This is a genomic window from Streptomyces sp. NPDC055287 (assembly GCF_053646035.1).
In genome coordinates, this window is the sequence record NZ_JBSHNE010000013.1 from 53,038 (window position 1) to 72,907 (window position 19,870).

At 66.7% G+C, this 19,870-nt stretch carries 16 protein-coding genes and 1 pseudogene; 12 read left to right on the plus strand and 5 right to left on the minus strand.

Annotated features, from left to right (window positions below; all coding sequences use genetic code 11):
- Nucleotides 1-135 precede the first annotated feature (135 nt).
- Nucleotides 136-1,938, minus strand: a complete 1,803-nt coding sequence (locus ACWIHY_RS21465) for a prolyl oligopeptidase family serine peptidase (protein WP_454377260.1) — start codon at nt 1,936-1,938, stop codon at nt 136-138.
- 121 nt (nt 1,939-2,059) lie between these two features.
- Here ACWIHY_RS21465 and ACWIHY_RS21470 point away from each other — a divergent pair.
- Nucleotides 2,060-2,206: pseudogene (locus tag ACWIHY_RS21470) on the plus strand (nuclear transport factor 2 family protein); the annotation flags it as partial.
- 40 nt (nt 2,207-2,246) lie between these two features.
- On the opposite strand, the gene ACWIHY_RS21475 reads toward ACWIHY_RS21470, so the two are convergent.
- The 3 genes from ACWIHY_RS21475 to ACWIHY_RS21485 all read right to left on the minus strand — a co-directional run bounded on the left by ACWIHY_RS21475 (nt 2,247) and on the right by ACWIHY_RS21485 (nt 6,301).
- Nucleotides 2,247-3,302, minus strand: coding sequence for a CU044_5270 family protein (locus tag ACWIHY_RS21475; RefSeq protein WP_454377261.1), 1,056 nt, complete (start codon nt 3,300-3,302; stop codon nt 2,247-2,249).
- Nucleotides 3,299-3,946 carry an RNA polymerase sigma factor gene (locus ACWIHY_RS21480; RefSeq protein WP_454377262.1) on the minus strand — a complete coding sequence of 216 codons (648 nt, stop codon included), beginning with the start codon at nt 3,944-3,946 and terminating at the stop codon, nt 3,299-3,301. Before ACWIHY_RS21480 ends, ACWIHY_RS21475 begins: the two co-directional genes overlap by 4 nt.
- A gap of 630 nt (nt 3,947-4,576) precedes the next feature.
- A complete protein-coding gene (locus ACWIHY_RS21485; RefSeq protein WP_454377263.1) occupies nt 4,577-6,301 on the minus strand; it encodes a hypothetical protein in 1,725 nt (574 codons plus the stop codon).
- A gap of 186 nt (nt 6,302-6,487) precedes the next feature.
- Between ACWIHY_RS21485 and ACWIHY_RS21490 the strand changes: the two genes are divergently transcribed.
- A complete protein-coding gene (locus ACWIHY_RS21490) occupies nt 6,488-6,673 on the plus strand; it encodes a hypothetical protein (RefSeq protein WP_454377264.1) in 186 nt (61 codons plus the stop codon).
- A 1,296-nt stretch (nt 6,674-7,969) separates the two neighbouring features.
- Nucleotides 7,970-10,603: a tetratricopeptide repeat protein gene (locus ACWIHY_RS21495; RefSeq protein WP_454377265.1), complete on the plus strand. Its 2,634-nt coding sequence runs from the start codon at nt 7,970-7,972 to the stop codon at nt 10,601-10,603.
- Nucleotides 10,604-11,558: 955 nt separating this feature from the next.
- Here ACWIHY_RS21495 and ACWIHY_RS21500 read toward each other — a convergent pair.
- A complete protein-coding gene (locus ACWIHY_RS21500; RefSeq protein ID WP_454377266.1) occupies nt 11,559-12,053 on the minus strand; it encodes an NUDIX hydrolase in 495 nt (164 codons plus the stop codon).
- Nucleotides 12,054-12,070: 17 nt separating this feature from the next.
- Here ACWIHY_RS21500 and ACWIHY_RS21505 point away from each other — a divergent pair, with 17 nt between their 5' ends.
- The 9 genes from ACWIHY_RS21505 to ACWIHY_RS21545 all read left to right on the plus strand — a co-directional run bounded on the left by ACWIHY_RS21505 (nt 12,071) and on the right by ACWIHY_RS21545 (nt 19,796).
- Entirely contained in the window at nt 12,071-12,850 is a 780-nt protein-coding gene (locus ACWIHY_RS21505; RefSeq protein WP_454377267.1) for a GntR family transcriptional regulator, read from the plus strand.
- 490 nt (nt 12,851-13,340) lie between these two features.
- Complete coding sequence (locus ACWIHY_RS21510; RefSeq protein ID WP_454377268.1) at nt 13,341-13,604, plus strand: DUF6284 family protein; 264 nt, start codon at nt 13,341-13,343, stop codon at nt 13,602-13,604.
- The gene (locus tag ACWIHY_RS21515) at nt 13,604-13,891 is read left to right on the plus strand and encodes a DUF6303 family protein (RefSeq protein ID WP_454377269.1); all 288 of its coding nucleotides are present in this window, start codon (nt 13,604-13,606) and stop codon (nt 13,889-13,891) included. Before ACWIHY_RS21510 ends, ACWIHY_RS21515 begins: the two co-directional genes overlap by 1 nt.
- Nucleotides 13,888-14,898: a DUF2637 domain-containing protein gene (locus tag ACWIHY_RS21520; protein ID WP_454377270.1), complete on the plus strand. Its 1,011-nt coding sequence runs from the start codon at nt 13,888-13,890 to the stop codon at nt 14,896-14,898. The genes ACWIHY_RS21515 and ACWIHY_RS21520 overlap by 4 nt, the downstream gene beginning before the upstream one ends.
- Nucleotides 14,895-15,134 (plus strand): hypothetical protein, encoded by a 240-nt coding sequence (locus ACWIHY_RS21525; RefSeq protein WP_454377271.1) that lies wholly within the window; start codon nt 14,895-14,897, stop codon nt 15,132-15,134. Before ACWIHY_RS21520 ends, ACWIHY_RS21525 begins: the two co-directional genes overlap by 4 nt.
- Nucleotides 15,134-15,511 (plus strand): RRQRL motif-containing zinc-binding protein, encoded by a 378-nt coding sequence (locus ACWIHY_RS21530; RefSeq protein ID WP_454377272.1) that lies wholly within the window; start codon nt 15,134-15,136, stop codon nt 15,509-15,511. The genes ACWIHY_RS21525 and ACWIHY_RS21530 overlap by 1 nt, the downstream gene beginning before the upstream one ends.
- Before the next feature lie 72 nt (nt 15,512-15,583).
- Nucleotides 15,584-17,158, plus strand: a complete 1,575-nt coding sequence (locus ACWIHY_RS21535; RefSeq protein ID WP_454377273.1) for a hypothetical protein — start codon at nt 15,584-15,586, stop codon at nt 17,156-17,158.
- 2 nt (nt 17,159-17,160) lie between these two features.
- The gene (locus ACWIHY_RS21540; RefSeq protein ID WP_454377274.1) at nt 17,161-19,269 is read left to right on the plus strand and encodes a hypothetical protein; all 2,109 of its coding nucleotides are present in this window, start codon (nt 17,161-17,163) and stop codon (nt 19,267-19,269) included.
- Between the two features lie 227 nt (nt 19,270-19,496).
- Nucleotides 19,497-19,796: a hypothetical protein gene (locus ACWIHY_RS21545; RefSeq protein ID WP_454377275.1), complete on the plus strand. Its 300-nt coding sequence runs from the start codon at nt 19,497-19,499 to the stop codon at nt 19,794-19,796.
- Nucleotides 19,797-19,870 lie beyond the last annotated feature (74 nt).

Consider the following 19,870-nt stretch of genomic DNA (forward strand, 5'->3'; position numbering starts at 1 on the left):
ACCAAGGTACGGGCCCGCCCATGCCCACCCACAGCCCGGGGCCCCGCCCACAGGTTGTGGGACCGGCGCCCCGGTTCGGGGCTTGGGGCGGGCGGGGAAACAAGCCCGCCCCCGCGCACCCACCACCCCCACCGACTACCCGACGTACCGCCCGGCGAATTCGATCTCCAGCCGGACCTGCTTGATCCGCTCCTCCACCACCAGCGACCCGTGCCCCGCGTCGTACCGGTACACCTCGTACACGGCCCCCCGCGCCGCCAGCCGGTCCACGTAGTTCTCGACCTGACGGATCGGACAGCGCGGATCGTTGACGCCCGCCGAGATGTAGACCGGCGCCCGCACCGCGTCGACGTACGTCAGCGGCGACGAGGCCGCGAAGCGCTCCGGCACCTCCTCCGGCGTGCCGCCGAGCAGCGTCCGGTCCATCGCCTTCAGCGCCTCCATCTCGTCGTGGTACGCCGTCACGTAGTCGGCGACCGGCACCGCCGCCAGCCCCACCGCCCACGCATCCGGCTGCGTACCGAGCCCGAGCAGCGTCAGATACCCGCCCCACGAACCGCCCGCCAGCACCAGCTTCGCCGGATCCGCGAGCCCGGAGGAGACCGCCCATTCCCGGACCGCCGCGATGTCCTCCAGCTCGATCAGCCCGACCCGGTGCTTCAGCGCGTCCGTCCACTCGCGCCCGTACCCGGTCGAACCGCGGTAGTTGACCCGCACGACCGCATAGCCGTGGTCCACCCACGCCGCCGGCCCGGCGGCGAACGCGTCACTGTCGTGCCAGGTCGGCCCGCCGTGGATCTCGAAGACCGTCGGGAACGGCCCCTCACCCGTGGCCGGCCTCTGCACGAGCGCGTGGATCCGCCCGCCGGGCCCCTCCACCCACGCGTCCTCCACCGGCACGGAAGCCGGTGCCTTCATCCCCGGCGGGTCGAGCACCACGCGCCCCGACGTCGACCGCACCACCGGCGGCTCGGCCGCCGAGGACCACAGGAACTCCACCGAGCCGTCCGGCCGGGCCGTCGCCGCCGACACCGTCCCGGCCGGCGTCGGTACCGCCACCAGCTGCCGTGTGGTCAGGTCGTACCGCCACAGCTCACTGCGCGCCTCGAAGCTGTGGGAGACGAGCAGTGCGGACCCGTCCGGGTACCACTCGGCCGACACGTCGCCCGGCAGCTCGATCCCGAGCTCGGTTTCCGCGCCCGACAAGACGTCCCACACCATCGGCTCCCAGCGCCCGCGCCGCTGGTGCCGGACGAGCAGTCGGCTGTCGCCGTCGACCGGCGCGAAGCCGAGCACCTCCAGCCCCAGCTCGACCTCGCCGCCCCGGGTGTCGTCCAGGTCGGCCACCGCGGCGCCGTCGAGCCGCAGCACCCGCAGCGCGGAGTGCATCGCGTCACCGTGCTCGGTGTGCTCGACCGCGATCAGCGTTCCGTCGTGCGACAGGTCCCCGACTCCGGCGGACTCCCGGTGGCGGTAGACCTCGACGGGCCCGGCGCCCGGCCGCACGACATGCACCGTGGACCCGTCCTCGTCGGTCGAGCGCCCCACGACCGCCGTCCCGTCCCGCCCGAGCGCGAGCCCGGCGGGATACGACGACGCCAGGCCCGGCGCCGCGGGCTCGTCCGCGCCGCCCGCGAACGGCTGCCGCATCCAGACCCCGAACTCGTCCCCGTCCGTATCGCTGAACCACCAGATCGACTCGCCGTCGGGTGTCAGTACCCCGTCCGTGGTGCCGTTCGGCCGGTCGGTGGCCTGCCGCTGCGCGCCGGTCGCCCGGTCCCACGCGTACAGCTCGTACGTACCCGTAGCGTTGGAGACGAACAACGCGCGGTCCGGCGCGTGCTCGGCCCAGTCGGGCAGCGACACGCGCGGCGCGCGGAAGCGCTTCTCCCAGTCGGGCATGGACATGGCCTGTGCGGACCCGGTGCTCTCAGTCATGCGCCCATTCTGCTCCGCCCCACTGACATAGCCCGTGGGGAGTGTCAGTGCCGGGGTGGAGACTCGCCGTATGACCGAGCTGCACAAGAGAGTTGAGACGTACTGGTCCGCCGCCGAGGCGACGCATTTCGCCGTAGGCCTGGAGGAGATGTACGCCGTCAGCTTCTTCACCGGTGACGCCGACGGCCGCATCGTGGCGATCACCGACTTCTGGCCCGAACCGTACGAACCCCCGGCCGGCCGCGCACACCTGGTGGAGGGCTACTGAACACGAGGCTTCCGCTGTGGCCCAGCGGCCCGGGGACCTGTCAGGGGCGTGCGCCCGGCTTGTTGACGACGCCCCAGGCATTGCGGACGCTGATCATGGCGGGGTTCGGGTCCTCGGACTCCATCGGTGGTGGGCTCATGCCTTCGGGGTATTCGACCGGCGCGGGGCGCGCGACCTCTCCCAGATACGCGTACGTCTTCGGGTCGAAGAAGAGCTCCTGCTTGCCCAGGTAGCCCGAGGCGCTGGGCTCGGTGTAGTTGACGGCCACACCGATGGCCGGGCGCCCGACGGGGTCCTTGACGCCCTTCTCCACCCGGGTGCCGGGGATCTTCGCCAGCGACCGGAACAGGCCCGCCTGCACGTTCGGCGGGATCAGGACGGAACGGTAGAGGACGTGGATCTCCCGCCAGTCACGCTCCGCCACGGTCTCGCCCTTGATGTCGCCGATGGCGTGCTCCTCGCGGATGCGCTGCATCATGCGGTCGGGGTCGCTCGGCAGCGTGGCGAGGAAGCGGTAGAACTGGCGTTGGGAGCGGTCGTCGTAGCCCTCCTTCTTCCACTTCTCTTCCTGGTTGGGCCCGTACCAGACCTGGAGCTTGTCCGGGTCGAAGCCCGAGATGTCACCGGCCGGAGGAATGCCGGGCAGGCGTGCCGATCCCGTGCCGTCCCAACGGGTCCACTCCTCCGACGTCTGGGGCTCGCCCTGGCCGAGAGACGTGCTCTTCTCGTAGACCCACTGCTTGGGGCCGGGCTCGGCGGCGCCGAGCTTCTCGACCGTGGCCGCGGCCAGTTCGAGTGTGTCGGCCGAGGCCCGCGCGGACAGCAGCTGACGGCCGGTGGCGGCGGGGACGGTGCCTGGGGTGTGGCTGGGCAGCGAGGCCACGACCCCGCCGGTCACGGCGAGGGCCGCCGTCGCCGCGGCGGTCACCAGGACGATCCTGCGGCGGGGGAGCGAGGTGCGCACCGCGGCGGGCCGGCGGCCGTCGGCCTCCTGCCGCAACGCCTCCGTGAGTCCGGCCCGTTGAGCCGCGAGCCGGTCGCTGTCGGGCAGAGGGGTGTCGGCGCGCAGCGCACGTGCTTCGGACAGCTCGTTCATGCGAGGTCACCTTCCGGTACATGCGGTTCGAACGGTTCGCTGAAGGGGCTGTGCACACCCGTCGCGGCGCGCAGCTTCCTGCGGGCCCGGTTGAGCCGGGACCGGACGGTGCCCACGGGAATGTCCAGGGCCTCGGCTATCTCCTGGTAGGTGAAGTCGGCCCAGGCGAAAAGCAGCAGCGCGTTCCGGTCCCCTTCGGAGAGCTTGGCCAGCGCCCTGGCCAGGGGCCGGGAGGCGGCCTGCGCGGCGATGCGGTCGTCGGCGGAGTCGGACCAGGTCGCGGCCACCGGGTCGTGGCCGGTACGGGCGAGGATCTTCAGCGCCTTGATCTCCTCACGGCGGTGCCGGCTGATCAGCTTGGCCGCGATGCCGTGCAGCCAGGGACGGACACCGGCCCTGGTGCTGTCGTAGCGGGCGCGTATACGGAAGGCCGTCAGGAACGTCTCCGCGGTGATGTCGTCGGCCGCGTCACGGCCGAGTCGTCGGGCGACGTACTGGTGGATGGTGGGCGCATGGCGGTCGAAGAGTGCCGCGAAGCACTCCGGTTCGCCGAGCGACACCGCGATCAGCGCGGCATCCTCCCGAGCGGCGCCGGCGCCGGACGTGCCGGCCCCCTGGGAGGGGCGGCACAACGAATCAGTCATGGGCGGGTCCGTGTCGTCAGAGGAAAGGGACAGCCTTCACTCAGTACTTGCCAACTGACCGGGAACGGGTTCACGGGGCGGAAGTCCGCCGGGGGCGGACGGAAAGATCCACTCGACGCCGCTGGCGCAGGAGCGTCCGGCCGAGCGGCGGCAGTCGTCCTCCGGGAGGGAAGATCCAAGATCTTCTCCAGGATCTCGCGCAAGCAGCGCAGAAACAGGTCAGGCCCGGTCTTCCTGAACGGAAGACCGGGCCTGACCTGGTGTTTCAGCTGTCGGGGTGGCGGGATTTGAACCCACGACCTCTTCGTCCCGAATAAGGTCAGGACGGCTCTGTAGCCCCATCTATGCAACAAAGATGCTGGTCAGAGCCTTGGGATGCGTTGTTCTGGCCGGGCGGATGAAGGGCTTTAGGAGAAGATCTTCTCCCAAGTTTCACCCAAGGGCAGAGCTTCGGTGCTGCCAGTCTCCGGTTGCGGTCAGCGGGGCTGCGCGCTCCCTGCACCAGCATGAGTTCCTGCGGGCGCTCACCGCGTGTGCCAAAGCTCTACGTGATGACACCTGTCCTGCTGTGTATTGCCCCCGGGAACGTCAACGCTGACGGAACTCCAGAAAGGCTCGGACTCACGATGCTTAGGCAGACGGGGGCCACCCGATGAAATCATCGCCGTCCTCGTACACGAGCGCCATACCGACGGATTCCACAAGGTGGCGCAGATCCTCGTGTGGGCGCTCCGGAAGTAGCACGGCAAGGCGTGCATCCCGCGGAGGGATATGGCGGCGGTAGTCGATGAGCTGCGAGATCGCTGAGCGAACAGCGCGACGGTCGTTCTGACCCTTGATCTCGTAAAGCACGTTGTCGGTTGCGTCATATAGGTCCGTGAGTAGGACAGATGTAAGTCCTTTGATGCGGATGTCGAAGCGTGCCACATCATGATTTTGAGCCTCGAGGAAGTTCAGAAATCGGCCGCTCAACTCGGCCTCGCGGCGCTTAAGTTCCACGGAGCCTATCGGCCTTCGAGCGATCTTCTTCCCGCTGTTGTTTTCCGGCTTGACCTTCTTGCTCGCTGTGTCTTCGTTCGGTTGCCGTAGTGCGTACGCAGGGTCGGTCATCGGCATGGGGGGAATGTTCCTGATCACTGTCTCGCCGGGCAGAGGGACGAAGTCCTCGGCTGCCTGCTGAATCTCGACCATGGGGCGAAGGCGAAAGACGTAGACCCATCGCGTCTCCCCTCTGGCGTCGGGTGCACGCCGCACGGTGAACGGATCGTCTCCGTCGATCATGAACTCGCCTACGTATCGGTGGACCTTGGTGCCTGATCCCGCCACTCTGCCGGCAGCGACGAACAAGTGCAGCGCGCGCCCTTGCTCGACGTGTCTCAGGATAGAGCCGTTCATACGCTTCAGGGTCTGGTCCCCGGAGCTGCCCTCCCCCGTGTACTCGAACACCGGGCCCGTCTCGTCTTCCTCGGCGAGCCAACCATCCTGATAGCCGTAGTGTTGAGCGCTATCGTGATCAGTGAAGAGCAGAATGCTGTTGGTCGTCTTTGAGGGAATGATTCCGCCCTGCAGTCCTCCGCCGAAGATCTCCCTCAACTGGGCGCGAGTGCGGACGTCGCCGGGCGAGATTTGCTTGTTGACCATGGGCGTGACTGCTCGAGGCCTCACAGACAATCCCGTTGGTGGCCCTGGCGTAAGTGAGCGGGTCTTCCCTGTCTCCGGCTCCGTATCCGCGGCATGGTCGGGCCGGTCAGATGGTTCGGGGCTGCTGGAAATGGATGCGTCCAGTAGAGAAATGTAGCGCTGCTGGGCCTCTCGCAGGTAGGGCCTCAGGATGCGCTCAGCGAGTGGCTGGCCAGATTGATCAGCGACGCCGTACTGCTCGTTCAGGTGCCTTGCGAACTCGCGGGCGCTGGGGAAACCTCCATGCTCGCTGACATGCCTGAGGTAGACGCTGAAATATGCATCCTCGCGCGAGACATCAAGCGGTGCCTCTTCCCGCTGACTCGCCCGCTGGGGTGCGCCGCCCAGTGCGCCCCGAGGGGGCCTGTCCTCCGCAGTTGCACTTTCCCACAGACTTTCGAAGCGTTTCACCTCAGCATCTGCATCGGGGCCCTTGAACCGAATCGAGGCCAGTGACCACACCACGGCTTGCAGCTTTGCCAGCCGCGGAAGTGTACGGCCCTTGAGGATCGCGTTCACCGTCTCGTGCGAGACCACGTCGCTGAGAGCGTCCGACTTCCTTGCTTCCTCGCTGATGCGTCGTCCACCGGGACGGCCGGCATGTCGATACAGCTCGTGTAGCGCTAGCAGGAGGTCGCGATGCGGCCCCGGTGGCAAGGCGGATTCGTCTGGCATTGGTACCGGCATGGCACACCCCCGCAGTGTCAAGTTTTGCCAGGATGTGGATCCTGACACTCTTTGACACACCCGTCAAGTTACGTCAGTTCTCGTCCGATTGGGTCAGCTCACGTACTGCCATGGCTTGCGAGCTACAGGCTCGATACGTAGCAACTGACCTGACTTGTGAAGGGGATTCACCCAATGGACTGGGACTCGATCATGCTGCTCGTGCTCGCTGCGTTCGGGGTCGTCAGCCTGGTGCTGATGCTGCTGATCGGCATCCTCCGGCAACTGCCGGACCTGCTGCGCGCCTGGCGTGAAGTGCGCACAGCGGCATGTGACGGACGCGGTTGTGAAGGTGAGGGCGATCGTGACCCTGTGGTCTGAAGCGGGGTGACGATCTTTTGTGGAATCAGGCTCGCGCCGAGTCCGCAGTGTGCCGTCAACAGGTCCATCTGGTTGCAGCGTCTGGAAGGTGCGCGCTCTCAGACCGTCGTGGCCGCGTCACCCTCGTCCCAGCTCGTGCCCCATCCCGCGTGCAGCGAGTGAGCGGTACGGTGCTGACGCCTCCGTCGTCCTTCTCGTGCCACTCCTCTCACTCGCCCTCCCGCGGAACGACGGGAGGGCGAGAGGGTTTGATGGCGTAGGGAAGGCTCTACCGTGCCCAGCAGCAACGGCTTTCAAGAGCGTCGCACCCCTAGCCTGTGCAGAGCTCTGACCTGCATCGATACTTGGCCAAGCCGCTCACCTCCTCGTCCTGGTCCACACATGGCCCACAGCCCTCGGTGGGGGGAGGCCGAACAAGCAAGCTGGCTAGCTCGACACCCGCTCTAAAGGTTCGATCGCCGTGTTGGGCCACCTTCCGGATAGGGGCCCCTCGTGGCAGCCTGGTCCTCCAGTGGAGCCGCTACTGTCCGCTCTCGTCCAGCGTTGTTGATGTCACCTGGTGATCTAGCCCCGACGGTCTATGCACTGATGGGGCAGTGCCCTTGCCCGCTCACGTGTCTCGGCGCGCAGATCCTTGAGACGGCCGTGGAAGCCGTTGTTGCGGTCAAGTCGCGTTGCCCGGCAGCTCAGAGATGATCCTTGGCCGCCCTGACCAGATGGCTACACCCAAGGCGGCTTCGCCTTCTGCGCTCGTTGAGTTCCGTTCTGCTATCCGTCTTGTGCAGCGTCCTGATGTCAGCGCGCGTAAGGCATCGGCTGACTGGCTCAAGTGTCGTCATCCGTGAGCATCTGCACCCGGAACAGGGCCTCTTGGGCACTGGATCGCAAGTCATAGGAACGGACCTGCACTAATGGACCGGCTTCTGCAGCGCCGACACCTGTCGGGCTGAACGACTGCCATCAACGCCCCAACAGCGCTGCGGGGGCGTTTTGGCTGGTGGGCGATGACGGCTTCGAACCCAGTGCCTTCCACGACTGAATCGACTTTCCGCATCATGTAATTTGGTCCATGTTGTATGAGTTTGTTGCCCTGTCTACAACCGCCCTCATAGGTAACGTGGTTTTTGAAGACGGCAACCTCGCTATCCGAGTGAGAGACGCAGCATGCGGCTGCCCAAAGGGGTAGGCCAAACCGCTTACCCGCTGGCGGTTGAGACGATCACCGTACCGCCGCCCCACTCGATGAGGTCCGCAAAGTCGCAACGGTAGCCGCACGCCGCGCATACCGGAGCCACCATGTTCAACTACCGAAGCGAAAACGAAAGCAGCCTGACGGCACCGCTGCCGGCTCCGCGCTTCATCGCCTGGGGGGTATGGAGCTTCGCTGGCACGGTCGGAACCCTTGGGGTGCTCTGGTGGGCATGGAACGCCCGTCCAGCCTGGCCGGCGCGAATGGCGCCTTTCCTGGCCGTGCTGCTACTTCTCTATTTCCTCTGGAGGGCGACGCGAGCCTGGCTGGCTTACAAGCCGGGCCCTGTCGACGTGCAGCAACTCGAAGACGCCACGCCACCAGGCACCAACAAGCCATCTAACGTCGACCTCACTTCCAAACTTCGGCAGAGATTGTCCGACAGCAGCATGTATCCACCGACGACTCTGCCCGCACAGGCCCCAGCGGAGAGCTTCCTAGAACTTCTCGGCGACGTCGAGATCGATCCTAATAAGCTCGGGACGGCGCTCCCGAAAATACTCAGTCGCCTCCGCCCAAAACTCGCCTACCGCGTAAGCGGGGTGCTCCAATATCGTGACACCGAGCCGGATCAGTACGGTATGACCGTAACCGTGACAGCGTTTCTATTCGGCGGCTCACGTGCTTTTACTGTATGGGGCAGCGATTGGGACGATGTAATACGCAAAGCTAGCATCTGGGCACTAAGCACACTGTTGCCTGTGACGCGTATGGGGCGGTTTCCGCCCTGGCGCCAGTGGTGGGGACGGGAACTGAAGCCCGAATTGTATCAAGCGTATCAGGAGGCGACCGAGTTGGTCCGCGCAGGACGCCATCATGAAGCATTGGAGAAGTACTTCAAAGCAATACGACTTGATCCGAAGAATCCTTACCTTCGAGCCGATCTAGCGGAGACGCAGGAGAAATTGGGAATGCCCATCGACGCGCTCAATACTTACCAAAGGGCTCTCACGCTGGACGGACAGACGGCGCGTCGGTATCAGAATCGCCTCTGGCAAAGACGCCGGAGTTTGACCTGCTGGCGCCGGCTGCGCTATCTCCGCCATTCTCGCCGATTCCACGAACTTCTTGGAATCCGGTATAGGAACTCAATAATTCTCGGTACGCGCATTACCGCAGAGCGTTGGTACGAGCGCAGTGGAGCGAATGACGAGCGGACCCACGATGATTTGATCTCGACGCTCGTGGAGCGCTACTGGCCGACTCTCGTCAAAACGAAAGGAACGCGTTGGGTTATCTCGAAAAGGAAGGAACGCGAGGCCAAGGATTCTTTGCGGAAAATTCTGCAGAAAAGCTCTAGAACCGCTTACGATTACACCTATAAAAGGAGAGAGCAGAATGAGATCCGACTGGTCTTTCAGAAGGCTTCCGCTCAGGAGATGAATCGTCTTTCCGCTGATGACGCATGGGCTCGGGCAGGGCTCTACTGGCCTGCTTCGCTGTGGAGTTATATGCGCGCTGTCTGGCCCTCAGCGTACCTTCAGAGTTTTCACGGCTCACAGCAGCTCATAAGTCGCCGCACTTTCCGAATTAACCGAAAGGTGTTGGCGCCGCTGCGTTTGGCATGGGTGAGTTGGGAGTGTAATTCGAACGAATCGGCACGCGAGTGGATGCGACGATACGCTTGGCGTCGCACGGCAAAGATTTCATGGAACGAACTGAATGTCCGTTCTCTGAATCGTAGACTCTTCTGGGCCCGGATGGGATGGCCTTCGCCCCGGGGTAACTGGCTTCACGAGTACAATGCCGCCTGCATATATGCCATTGCAATGAATGCGCGGAGCGCAAAGGATGAATCCGATGAGCTCTGCAATCGCGCCATAGAGCATCTCGAGAAAGCGGTACTTGCCCCCAGGAGGATCTTCGCAACGGTGGAGCGGGCATGGATGACGGAGGAAGATCCAGACCTTGAGCCGCTACGGAAATACGGGGCGTCCGAGCCGGCACGGCACTACGGGCCGTCCTTCAAAAGCTTCATTGAAACCGCGTATCCCAATACAGAAGGCTCTGAGCGGGGCTCCATGCATAATATGCCTACTGGGCAACTGAGAGGCTACGATTATCGACTTCTTGAAGAGACCGCCAGAGTTATGCAGTCGGTGTGGCGCCAGCGCCGCGAGGGTATCGTCGATATTCATTGCGCGATTGAATGGCTTCGGGTTGAGTGTGAGATCTGGGAGTCGATACATAGAATCGCCGATGCAGGCCGAATATGGAAATGGCAAGACCGGGTTGATCTCATAAGTCGCATACAGGCTCACTGTCGCCCGGTTTCCTATTCAACCCCGAATTTCCCGCCTCCGATGCTACTGAACGAGGAAATCCCGCGGAACGACCTGACGCTCGCACGGATCCAGGAGCGCCTCAGGGCTCTGGAACTCGATGTGGCACCGCCTGATACTTCCCCCATTAACTACATTCCTGATACTCCGCACGCAAACAGTCAGGAGAGTCAATGGGTTCTCAGGGAGGCTGCAGCAGATGGCGTTGCACGCCTGGAGATGTGGCCGGTCCGGAAACTATGCATCGGATATGCCGCCGCCTGGCAGACTCTCGGCGACTGGTTTGCAGAGAAGGCGAGCGAACGCGAACCGGCATTTAAACAGGCTTTGGGGAAGGTCCCTCAGTTGACGCGCCGAGCCATCCGGCAAGACGAGAGTGTGAGGAAAATACAGGTATGACGCTGGTGCGCCAATCTGCTCGCCGTTGAGGGAGCGCCGGTCACGGGTCGTCATCGAGGTGTCACTCCTAAATCGTGGCCAGGATGAACATCACTTGGCTGAGGCCGACTGCCGTCCGCTGCTGCCGTCCATGCCCCCCGCAGGTCCGCAGGCGTCCGCGCTTGTCCGCCGCTGCGCGTCGGCACTGCCACGCAGCTAGCCCTGCCGCGAATCGCTTTCATCGAAGTCGCGCGCGATTCGATTGGCGGCAACGCTCCGGGGCTCTGGGAGGCTTCAAAGCCCTCACGTGCCGAAAGGTCGGCGTAGCGGCTTTGGTCTGTGTCCTGCCCGGGTTGGGGTCGAGCATGATCAGGGGGCCGTACGCTGGTTGGCAACTCGGTCAGCTCTTGAGCCTGACCGCAATGTGATCGAGTGGCCCCCTGGTCTTGCTCGACGCGGGCCCCGACCCGGGGAGGTGGGTAAAGCCGTGGAGCCGACCGCCCCAGGCCACAGAGGCGGTCACCACCCCTCAACCCGAGCCGTCAGGCGTGCGGCCGACGGCCGGGCCGGAGCGGGGCGAAGACAGGAGCGGCGGCCCGGACGACGGGCCGCACGCGCCGCGCCGTGCGCGGCGCGTGCCTTGATGAAGTAGAGAAAGTTCCACCGCGCTCAGGTGGGCGGTCCTCAAGACCAGTCCACCTACCGCCTCGACAATGCACTGACCTCGACAAACGAGCCGCGTCGCCTGCAACGCCGGTCTTCCTGGCCAGAGGTTGGCCACTATGGGCGGCGCCGGCGGGCCGCGACCCCCTCAATGCGAACTACGGGCGGGGTAGTCGCTGAGGTTTCGCCTGGCCGCCGCGCTGTCGACGGTTCCGAGATGTCACCCACGGTCGTCGGGGTTGCTGTACGCATTCGCTGCCTCTGAGGGCCCACAGGGAGACGGAGCTGTCCGGTGTCTGGGCGCCAAGGAGGATCAGGGAGCCGCGGAGACAGCAGGCGAACCGGCTCCGGCAATTAGTCGGCGCCCATCATGCGCACGCACCTGCGTCCCCTCGCTGTCGAGGGCGTCTAGGACGCGCACGGAGTAGGCCTCAAGCATGTGGCTCTTGACCTCTTCGCGGGTGAACCACTGCACATCCACTGATTCGCTAGAGGTCCGCTCTTCCCCGCCAACCGGCCGGCAAAGAAACACGAGGGCCACGATGCCTCGCGCCATGTTCTTGTAGACCCCGGTCAGACGCACAGCGTCGACCTTGATGCCGGTCTCTTCCAGGACTTCCCGGCAAGCGCCGTCCTCCGGCCGCTCGTCAAGCTCCAGGACGCCGCCCGGTGCCTCCCACGCACCGTTATCGGCCCGCCGGATCACGAGAACACGCCCATCCTCGCGGACCACGATGCCCGCCACGGAGACCGAGTGCAGCGACATTGACGCGCCTTCCTGGGTAGCGTTACTCATGTATATGAGCATAGGAGGAACAGAAGGACATGGGGACCACAGCCTCTAGGGACTCTGGCAAGCCACGGTACCTACAGATCGCCGAAGACCTCGCTCAGCAGATCAGGGCTGGAGTGCTCCCGCCCGGAGAGAAGGTACCCAGCGAGTCCGAGCTGATGGCTCGCTACTCGGTGTCGCAGGGCACGGCCCGTAAGGCCGTCGCAGAGCTGCGCCCGACCGGCCTCATCGACACCCACCACGGCAAGGGTTCATTCGTAAAGAGCCAGCCCCCGGTGCGCCGCAAGTCCTCGGATCGGTTCCGGCGGTCGCACCGCAGGGCGGGGAAGGCCGCCTACATCGCGGAGACGGAGCAGGCAGGCAAGACACCCGGCGTAACGGTCCTCTACATCGGCCCGACCGAAGCACCGAGCGAGATCGCGGAACGGCTGGGCGTGCCCGCCGGCACACAGGTGCTTGCACGTCGGCGTCTGTACTTCAGCAACGGCACACCGACGGAAGAGGCGACGTCCTACCTGCCGTGGGACATCGCGAAGGACATCCCGGAACTGTTCGCCGAGAATCCGGGCGGCGGCGGCATCTACGCGCGGCTGGAGGATAACGGGCACACGTTTTCGGAGTTCACCGAGACGGTCCGCGCGAGGCTTGCAACCAAACAGGAGACGGTCGCCCTGAGCCTCAGCCCCGGCTCACCGATCATCCACCTCACGCGCAGTGCGGAGACGGAGGCGGGCCGCGTCGTGGAGGTATGCGACACCATCATGGCCGCTGACCAGTTCGTTCTCGACTACCGCATTCCCGCAGGCGACTGACGGAAGCTCAGCCCAGACGGCCCGTCGCGAAGAATCTTCTCGCGGCGGGTTGACTCATGTACATGAGTTGGGCACTCTAATGAACGCAACTCCTGCACATAAGTGCAGGAGTGCAGGAGCTCTCAAGCTCCGTGCATTGCGTGCCCGAAAGGGCGCGTTGCTCCACAACTCCAAAGCGTGATCCATCGCAGTAAGACGGCCGTGAGTGCACCGACCGGGGGGCGAGTGGAGACCAGTCGGCCGAGACCGGACCCGCGTCACAACCGGGTCCCACACCCCGTAGGGGGACACGCCACCGACTCAAAAGAACCGCACGGCACACCTTGTCGCTGTCACGACCTCCGGGATTTCGGAACTCCCCGGAGCGAACAGCGTCGTGCGAAGAGGAGATCCGCATACGCACGAGCCACACCCACCAACGGCACGCGGCCCCGGTGCTGGAACACCGGGGCCGCTGTCGGGCCGTTCCACTGCGAGGAGAAAACGACCCATGAAGACCATCGCTGCACTTCAGGCCCTTATTACGGCCGCGTCGCTGGACTGTGAGCCGTCGGACGCGGAGCTGAACGCGATCGAGCTGGAGATGCCGCTCATCCGGGCGGAAGTTGAGCTGCTGGACGCACAGATCACGACGCTCGACCGGACGCCGTCGCAGCTGGACGCACGGCGGATCCGACGGGCGCGCCGGCAGGTGCTTGGCGCCCGGCGGGCGCTGTCCAACCAGGCCGCTTCCGACACGCCGGAGGTGGCCTGATGACGGCCACGTTCACGGCACAAATGGCCGTAAGCCAGACGACCGGGCGCTGGCGGCTGTACGTGGTGTTGCTCGGCGTACCGGTGTCGCAGTGGCCTGAGCACGACTTCGGTCGGGGTGCTGCGGTGCCGACCGTGGCGGAGCGTTCACGGGCGCTGAACGCACTCGGCTACATGTTCACGGGCGGCACCGGGTGGGAGTGGAGCGAGACCAGTGACACGGTCGACGACGCTGCCTCACCGGTGCGGCTCATCGCCTCCGTGAGGGTGCGGGAGGCGGCGGGATGAACAGTGTTCAGATCCGTTCAGCCGAGCGCGCCCTGTCAGTCGGCACCTGGATGATCGTCGGCGGGGCGATGCTGTACTCGATCCTCACGGTCACCCCGCTCATGGCCAAGCACACCGCCGAAGAGTGGGACTGGACGGCACCGATCCTGCCGCTGGTGGTGGACGCCGCAGTGGTGATCGTGGTGCGCCTGGATTCGGTTCTCGCCCGCCTGGGCGGGGATGGCGGACGGTGGCCCATCGCGCTGCGGTGGATGACCGGCTGCATGACCCTCGCGCTCAACATTGCGGACTCCGCCCTGAGGAAAGACCTGGTGGGAGTGGCTGTGCATGCGGTCGCGCCGCTGCTGCTGATCGTCACAGCGGAGACCGGGCTCGCCTATCGCCGCGCCATCACCGCCGCCCTCACCGCCCACGAGACACGCCAGAAGGCGGAACGGCTGGAGCGGGAGAAGGCAGTGTCACAGCAGCGCGAGGCGGCCGAGCGGCGGGCCCGTGAGGAGCGGGAGCACACTGCAACGCTGGCGCGTGAACAGCGTGAGCACGAAGCGGCGTTGGCCCGTGAACGCGCCGAGCGGGAAGAGGCGGCGCGGCGCGAGGAACGTGAGCGCACCGACGCCCAGGAGCGGGCGGAGCGGGAGGCTCGTGAGCGCCGTGAACGCGAGCGTGAACAGCAGCAGCGCGAGCGTGAACGCCGTGAACGCGAGGCCGCCGAGCGTCGCGAGAGCGAGCGCCGGGAGCGGGAAGCCGCAGCCCGTCGTGAACAGCGTGAGCGTCAGGAGCGGGCGGAGCGTGAACGCGCGGCGCTGCTCGCGAACGGCCCTGCGGCGGAGAAGCTGCCCGAGGACCACGCCCGCCGGGTCGTGCACGCCGCGTTCGGTGAAGGACTGCCGGTGCGGGCTGCTGCTGACCTGTGCGGCTGGTCGATCGGCTGGGTTTCCACCCGCTACCAGGAACTGCGCGACAACGCGCCGTCCGGTCCGCGTGCTCTGGAAGGAGTCACCTCGTGAAGCTCTCCCCGAACACCACACCGGCCGAGCCGGATGACCTGCTGATCCGTCTGCACAACATGGTCGGCGCCGCCCTCGACATCACCGGCAAGACCTACGGCAGTAACTCCCGCTGGGACTGTCACGGCTGCTGTGCCCACTCGGAGTACCCCGAGCTGGACAGCATCGCGTTCACACGCGACAAGGCCAACGCTCACGCCGCGTCCTGCCGGGCCGCGTACCACCGGCTGACCTGATGACCGCCCGCCGCGACCTGTACGACCCCAAAGGCGAAAGGCACGGCATCCCCACGTTCTTGTGGAAGCTCGCGCCCGACGGCTACGCCACCTACCGGCAGCTCCGTGCTGCCGGGCTGCGGCCCGGTGGCCAGCCAGTTGCCGCGCAACTCCTGCGTCCGCGCCGCCGGCGCGGCCCGCTGACCGCCTACCTGTACCGGATCGACCTGGCCTTGCCAGTGCGGCCGATGACACCTGGCCGCCGCGCGGCTCTGGCCAAGGCGAACGCCGCGCAGCAGATCTGCCCGAACTGCCGCCGCGACGTGGGGTATCGCATCCCGCGCTCGCACGGCATGTGCGGCACCTGCATCCACCACGAGGATCAGCGCGCTGCCTGAAGTCCGCAGGGCCCGGCCCTCTCCTCCACAGATCCGGCCGGGCCCCTACTCCAGACAAGGAGTGCACCCAGCATGACCGACACCACCATCACCCCGGTAGCGGGCCCCGAAGCCCCGCCGGACACCACACCGCCTCCGGCCCCGCCCGATCAGGTCAAGCCCACCCCGGCCGCCGGCGTGGACCACACGCCGGGAGGGTGGCCGGTCGTCCCCCTCGCGGTGACCGGCACAAACGCCACCACCTCTCTGCTGGCTGCGGCCGCGCTGGTCGGCGGACCGGTCGCACTCGCCGTCGCCGCAACCGGCGCGGTCGTCCTCGGCACGGCCGCTGCCACGCGCAACCGCCGGGACCAGCGGCGGAAGACCAACGGCAAGGCAGCCACCAAAGCGGCCAACCCCGCGAAGAGTGCCCGCCGCCCTGCGGCCGGCCGGGTGCCGCAGCAACGTCCCACCTCACGCGGCAAGGCCAGCACCGCCAAGCGCACGGGCGGCAAGCCCGGCGGCGCGCTGAGTGGTCGGGGCAAGCCCAGCCGGGGCTCGACTGGGTCAGCGCCGTCAGGCAAACCTGCGGCTAGCAGCCGCAAGGGAGCCCGGACCGCGTCCATGGGCGCCACTTCCGTTGTGGGCAAGACCCGTGGCCGGGCTGGGCAGGTCAAGGCGCTGCGGGAGGCGCAGCGGCAGGCGTCGCCGTCGCGGGCCGCACGTCGCGCCGAGACGACGGGTGCACGCCGTTCGGCCGCCGACGCCCGCAAGGCGGTCAAGTCTCAGGCCCGTACGGCGTCCCTGGCCCGCAAGGGGTCGGTAGGGCGTGCGGCTGCCAAGGGGTTGGGCAGGGCGAGCAAGGCTCGCAGCGGTGCCGTTGACCGGGCGCGGGCGGCTCATGACCAGCGGGCTGCCGGGCAGGTCGGGCAGCAGCGGACGGCGGTGCGCAAGGCACCGGCCCGCAAGAAGGCGCGTAAGGCGCTGAGGCGGTCTACGGCTCGGTTCCAGGGCCGCCGCCTACTGGCGGCGCTGCTCGGCGGGGCGCTCGGCATCGTCGGGATGTTCACCACGCCGCTCGGCCGGAAGCTCGGCTGGGCCTGGCTGATGCACCCCGGCCGTCGCCTCTACCAGCGGCTCACGCGCACCGCTGAGGAACAGCGCGAGACGCGGGACGGCGCGATCCTCGCCGCCCTCAAGGACGAAGAGACCGCCGCAGACGCAGAAGCGGCCGACGACGGCAGCGAGCAGATCAGCGACACGGCGGAGCGCCCGGATGGGCCGACGCCAGCAATACACACCACCACGAGTGAGGGAGAGAGCGTGTCCGGGTTCAACTTTGAAGAGCAGGCAGCAGAGATGGAGTCCGCGGCTCAGCAGTACGAGCCGGACAACGCCATGGAGATCCTCGCCATGGTCGAAGGACTCCCCGCCGCGCTGACCAGCGTGGCGAACGTCATGAAGATCCTCGCCGAGCGGGCCGACTCCGAGTTCCCGCTGGAGAAGGAAGTCGCGGACGGCTTCAGCGACATCTTCGGCGCGGTGATGAGCGCCGTTGCCGTCGCGGAGGACATGGGCCCGCTGTTCCGCCAGGCCCACGAGCAGGACATCGCCCGCCACGAGGACCCGCGCAACGGGCCCGACGCCGAGAAGGGATGGAACGTCTGATCATGACCACCAACACACAGGCCAACACCGGGCCGGTGTGGGACTGGGCTGCCGGTCACGGACCCGTGACCGGCGCCTTGTCCGCCACCACCGGATGCCTCGCCGTCGCCACCACCGGAGCCGCCACCGGCATGCCCCCCGGCTGGGCCCTCGCCGTCGGGACGGCCGGCGCGATCGGCCACACCATCAGCAGCCTCCGCGAACGCCTCTCCGCCCGCACCATCGCCATGCGCTCCGCTTCCTGGCTCATCGGCGCTGGATGGACGACGTGGGCCATGACCACCGGCCCCCTCACCTGGGCCGCCCTCGGCTCGCTCGCCACCATCGGCGTCGGCATGGGAGCGGCGGCCCGCTCCACCCTCCTCTACGAAGAGGCGCGGGAGCTGGAGGCGATCGCCGCCGACGAACGCCAGGTCGCCCGCGAACTGTCAGCCGAACGCCGGGCGATCGCCGCCGAATGGGTCGACCGCGTCCAACGGGTCTGTCACATCACCCTGCGCGTGCTCGCGGTCGAGATGTGGCCCACAGGTACCGGGTTCACCATCGACGCCGAACTCCCGGCCGGGGGCACCACCTACGACAGGGTTGCGCAGTACTCCGGGCAGCTCTCCGCCGATGCCCGGTTGCCGCACGGCTGCAGCGCCGTCGCCTCTCAAGGCGTCCACCAGGGCCGGGTCCTGATCGACGTGACCACGGTGAACGTGCTGGTGGAGGAGCGTCCCTACCCGTCGGAGTACGGGCCGCTGTCGATCTACACCGGTATCCCGTGGGGATATCGCACCAACGCGGAAGAGATCTGCGTCTACCTGCGCGAGCAGTGCGCGCTGGTCGTCGGCCCGACCGGTTCGGGCAAGACGAACATGGTCCACGTCATCCTCGCCGGGTTCGCCCGCACCACCGACGTCCTCACCTGGGTGATCGACCTGAACGCCGGATCGGCCGGCCTGCCGTGGGTACGGCCCGCGCTCGACGAGCAGGGCGGGTTCGTGGACGGCATGGTCCCGGGTGTGGACTGGCTCGCCTCCACGCACACCGAGGCCATGCTGATGCTTCAGGCCGCGCTCGCCATCGGCCATCACCGCAAGGTCGCCTACCAGGACCTCATGGCCAAGGCGAACACCGACCAGCTCCCCATCAGCGCCAAGATTCCGCAGATCATGCTCGTCATCGACGAGGGCGCGGAGATCCTGACCAGCACCGACCGGAACATGAAGGAACTCGCGAAGAAGATCCTCGAAGTGATCCGGATGCTGCGGGCCATGGGCATCCGCACCGTCCTCACCGCGCTCGGCGCCACCGGATCGGTCCTGGGGAACCTGATGATCCGCCGGGAGGCCAAAGCCCGCGTCTGCCTGACCGGCGGAGAGGTCGAGGGCATGGACCTGAGCAAGGTCTTCCCCGGATCCCGTGGACTCAAGGTCGACCAAGCCCCCTACAAGGGCGCCGGGTTCATGGGCACCCCCGAATCACCCGCCGCCCTGTTCAAAAACTGGCGCATCCTGCCCAACCAGATCCGCGAGATCGTCGCCGCCACGTCCGACATGCACCCCACGCTGGACGAGATCTCCCGCCAGGCAGCCGGCAACGCCTACACGAACCGGTGGGACCCCGAGCGCACCGCATGGATGCGCGACACCCTCCACACGCCTGTGGACGGCGGGCCCCAGAAGACGGACGCGGCGAGCGGGCTGAACCTGTCCGCCCACCGCGACGAGCAGCCGACCACCGGGCCGCCGAAGGCGGACGAGGAAGCACTGGCGCGGAAGTTCCGCGAGCAGATCGACGCCCAGTTCGCCACCACCCACGAACCGGGTGACGCAAAGCCAAAGCAACCACCCGCACCGGCGGGGCTGAACCTGTCCGCCCTGCGCGGCGAGGACAACGCTGCCAAAGAGGCGGCGCTCGCGCTGCTGCTCGCCGCCGGGCCCGAGGGCACCGGAGCATCCGCAATCGCCCGCGCGCTCGCAAACGAGCACGGCACCACCCGGCAGACCGTCGTCGGATGGCTCAAGACATGGACCGAAGACGGCACCGCGGTACGCGTTGGGGCCGGTACCAAGACCCGGTACGTCCACCGCCAGCACGCCCCCGAGAACCCCACCGACAAGTGAGTGCCTGTCGCTGTCGCGCCACTCGCGAGAAGGGCCCTGGATGCCCCGTGAGGGGCGGAAGTGGCTTGTGACCTGCGAGGCGACAAGCGACAAGACAAGACAAGCGACAAGCCGCACGACGCGGCAGACGACAAGCGAGACGCCACAGAGCACTGGCCATGCACGACCACGAGGGCCCTGCCGGAACACGTCCGGCAGAGCCCTTTCACACCCGGAAGGGGAACGTCATGCCCGCCTACGAACCGCCCGGAATCGCACCGCACATACCCGCAGAGACCTACCACCGAGCACAGCGCGAGGGGCGACCGATCATCGTCGTCCACACCACCCCGCCCATCAGGCGGCCGGCGCGCACCTACCTGCTGCCGCTCGCTCTCGGCCTAGCTGTAGCCATAGGGCTGTTGGGCACCGTCGCCGCGGCGCTGGCCCTGTTCGAGTTCGCCGCCCGCACAGCCGCGCTTGTCGGCGGCCTGGCCGGACCGATCGGGCTGGGCCTGACGTTCAAGCTCGCTCGCCCCAAGAAATGACGCCAGGGCGACCGCCCACTCTCGCCAAAGAAGCGCGGTCGCCCTGGTCTCCCAGCAATCGAGAAGAGAACTGG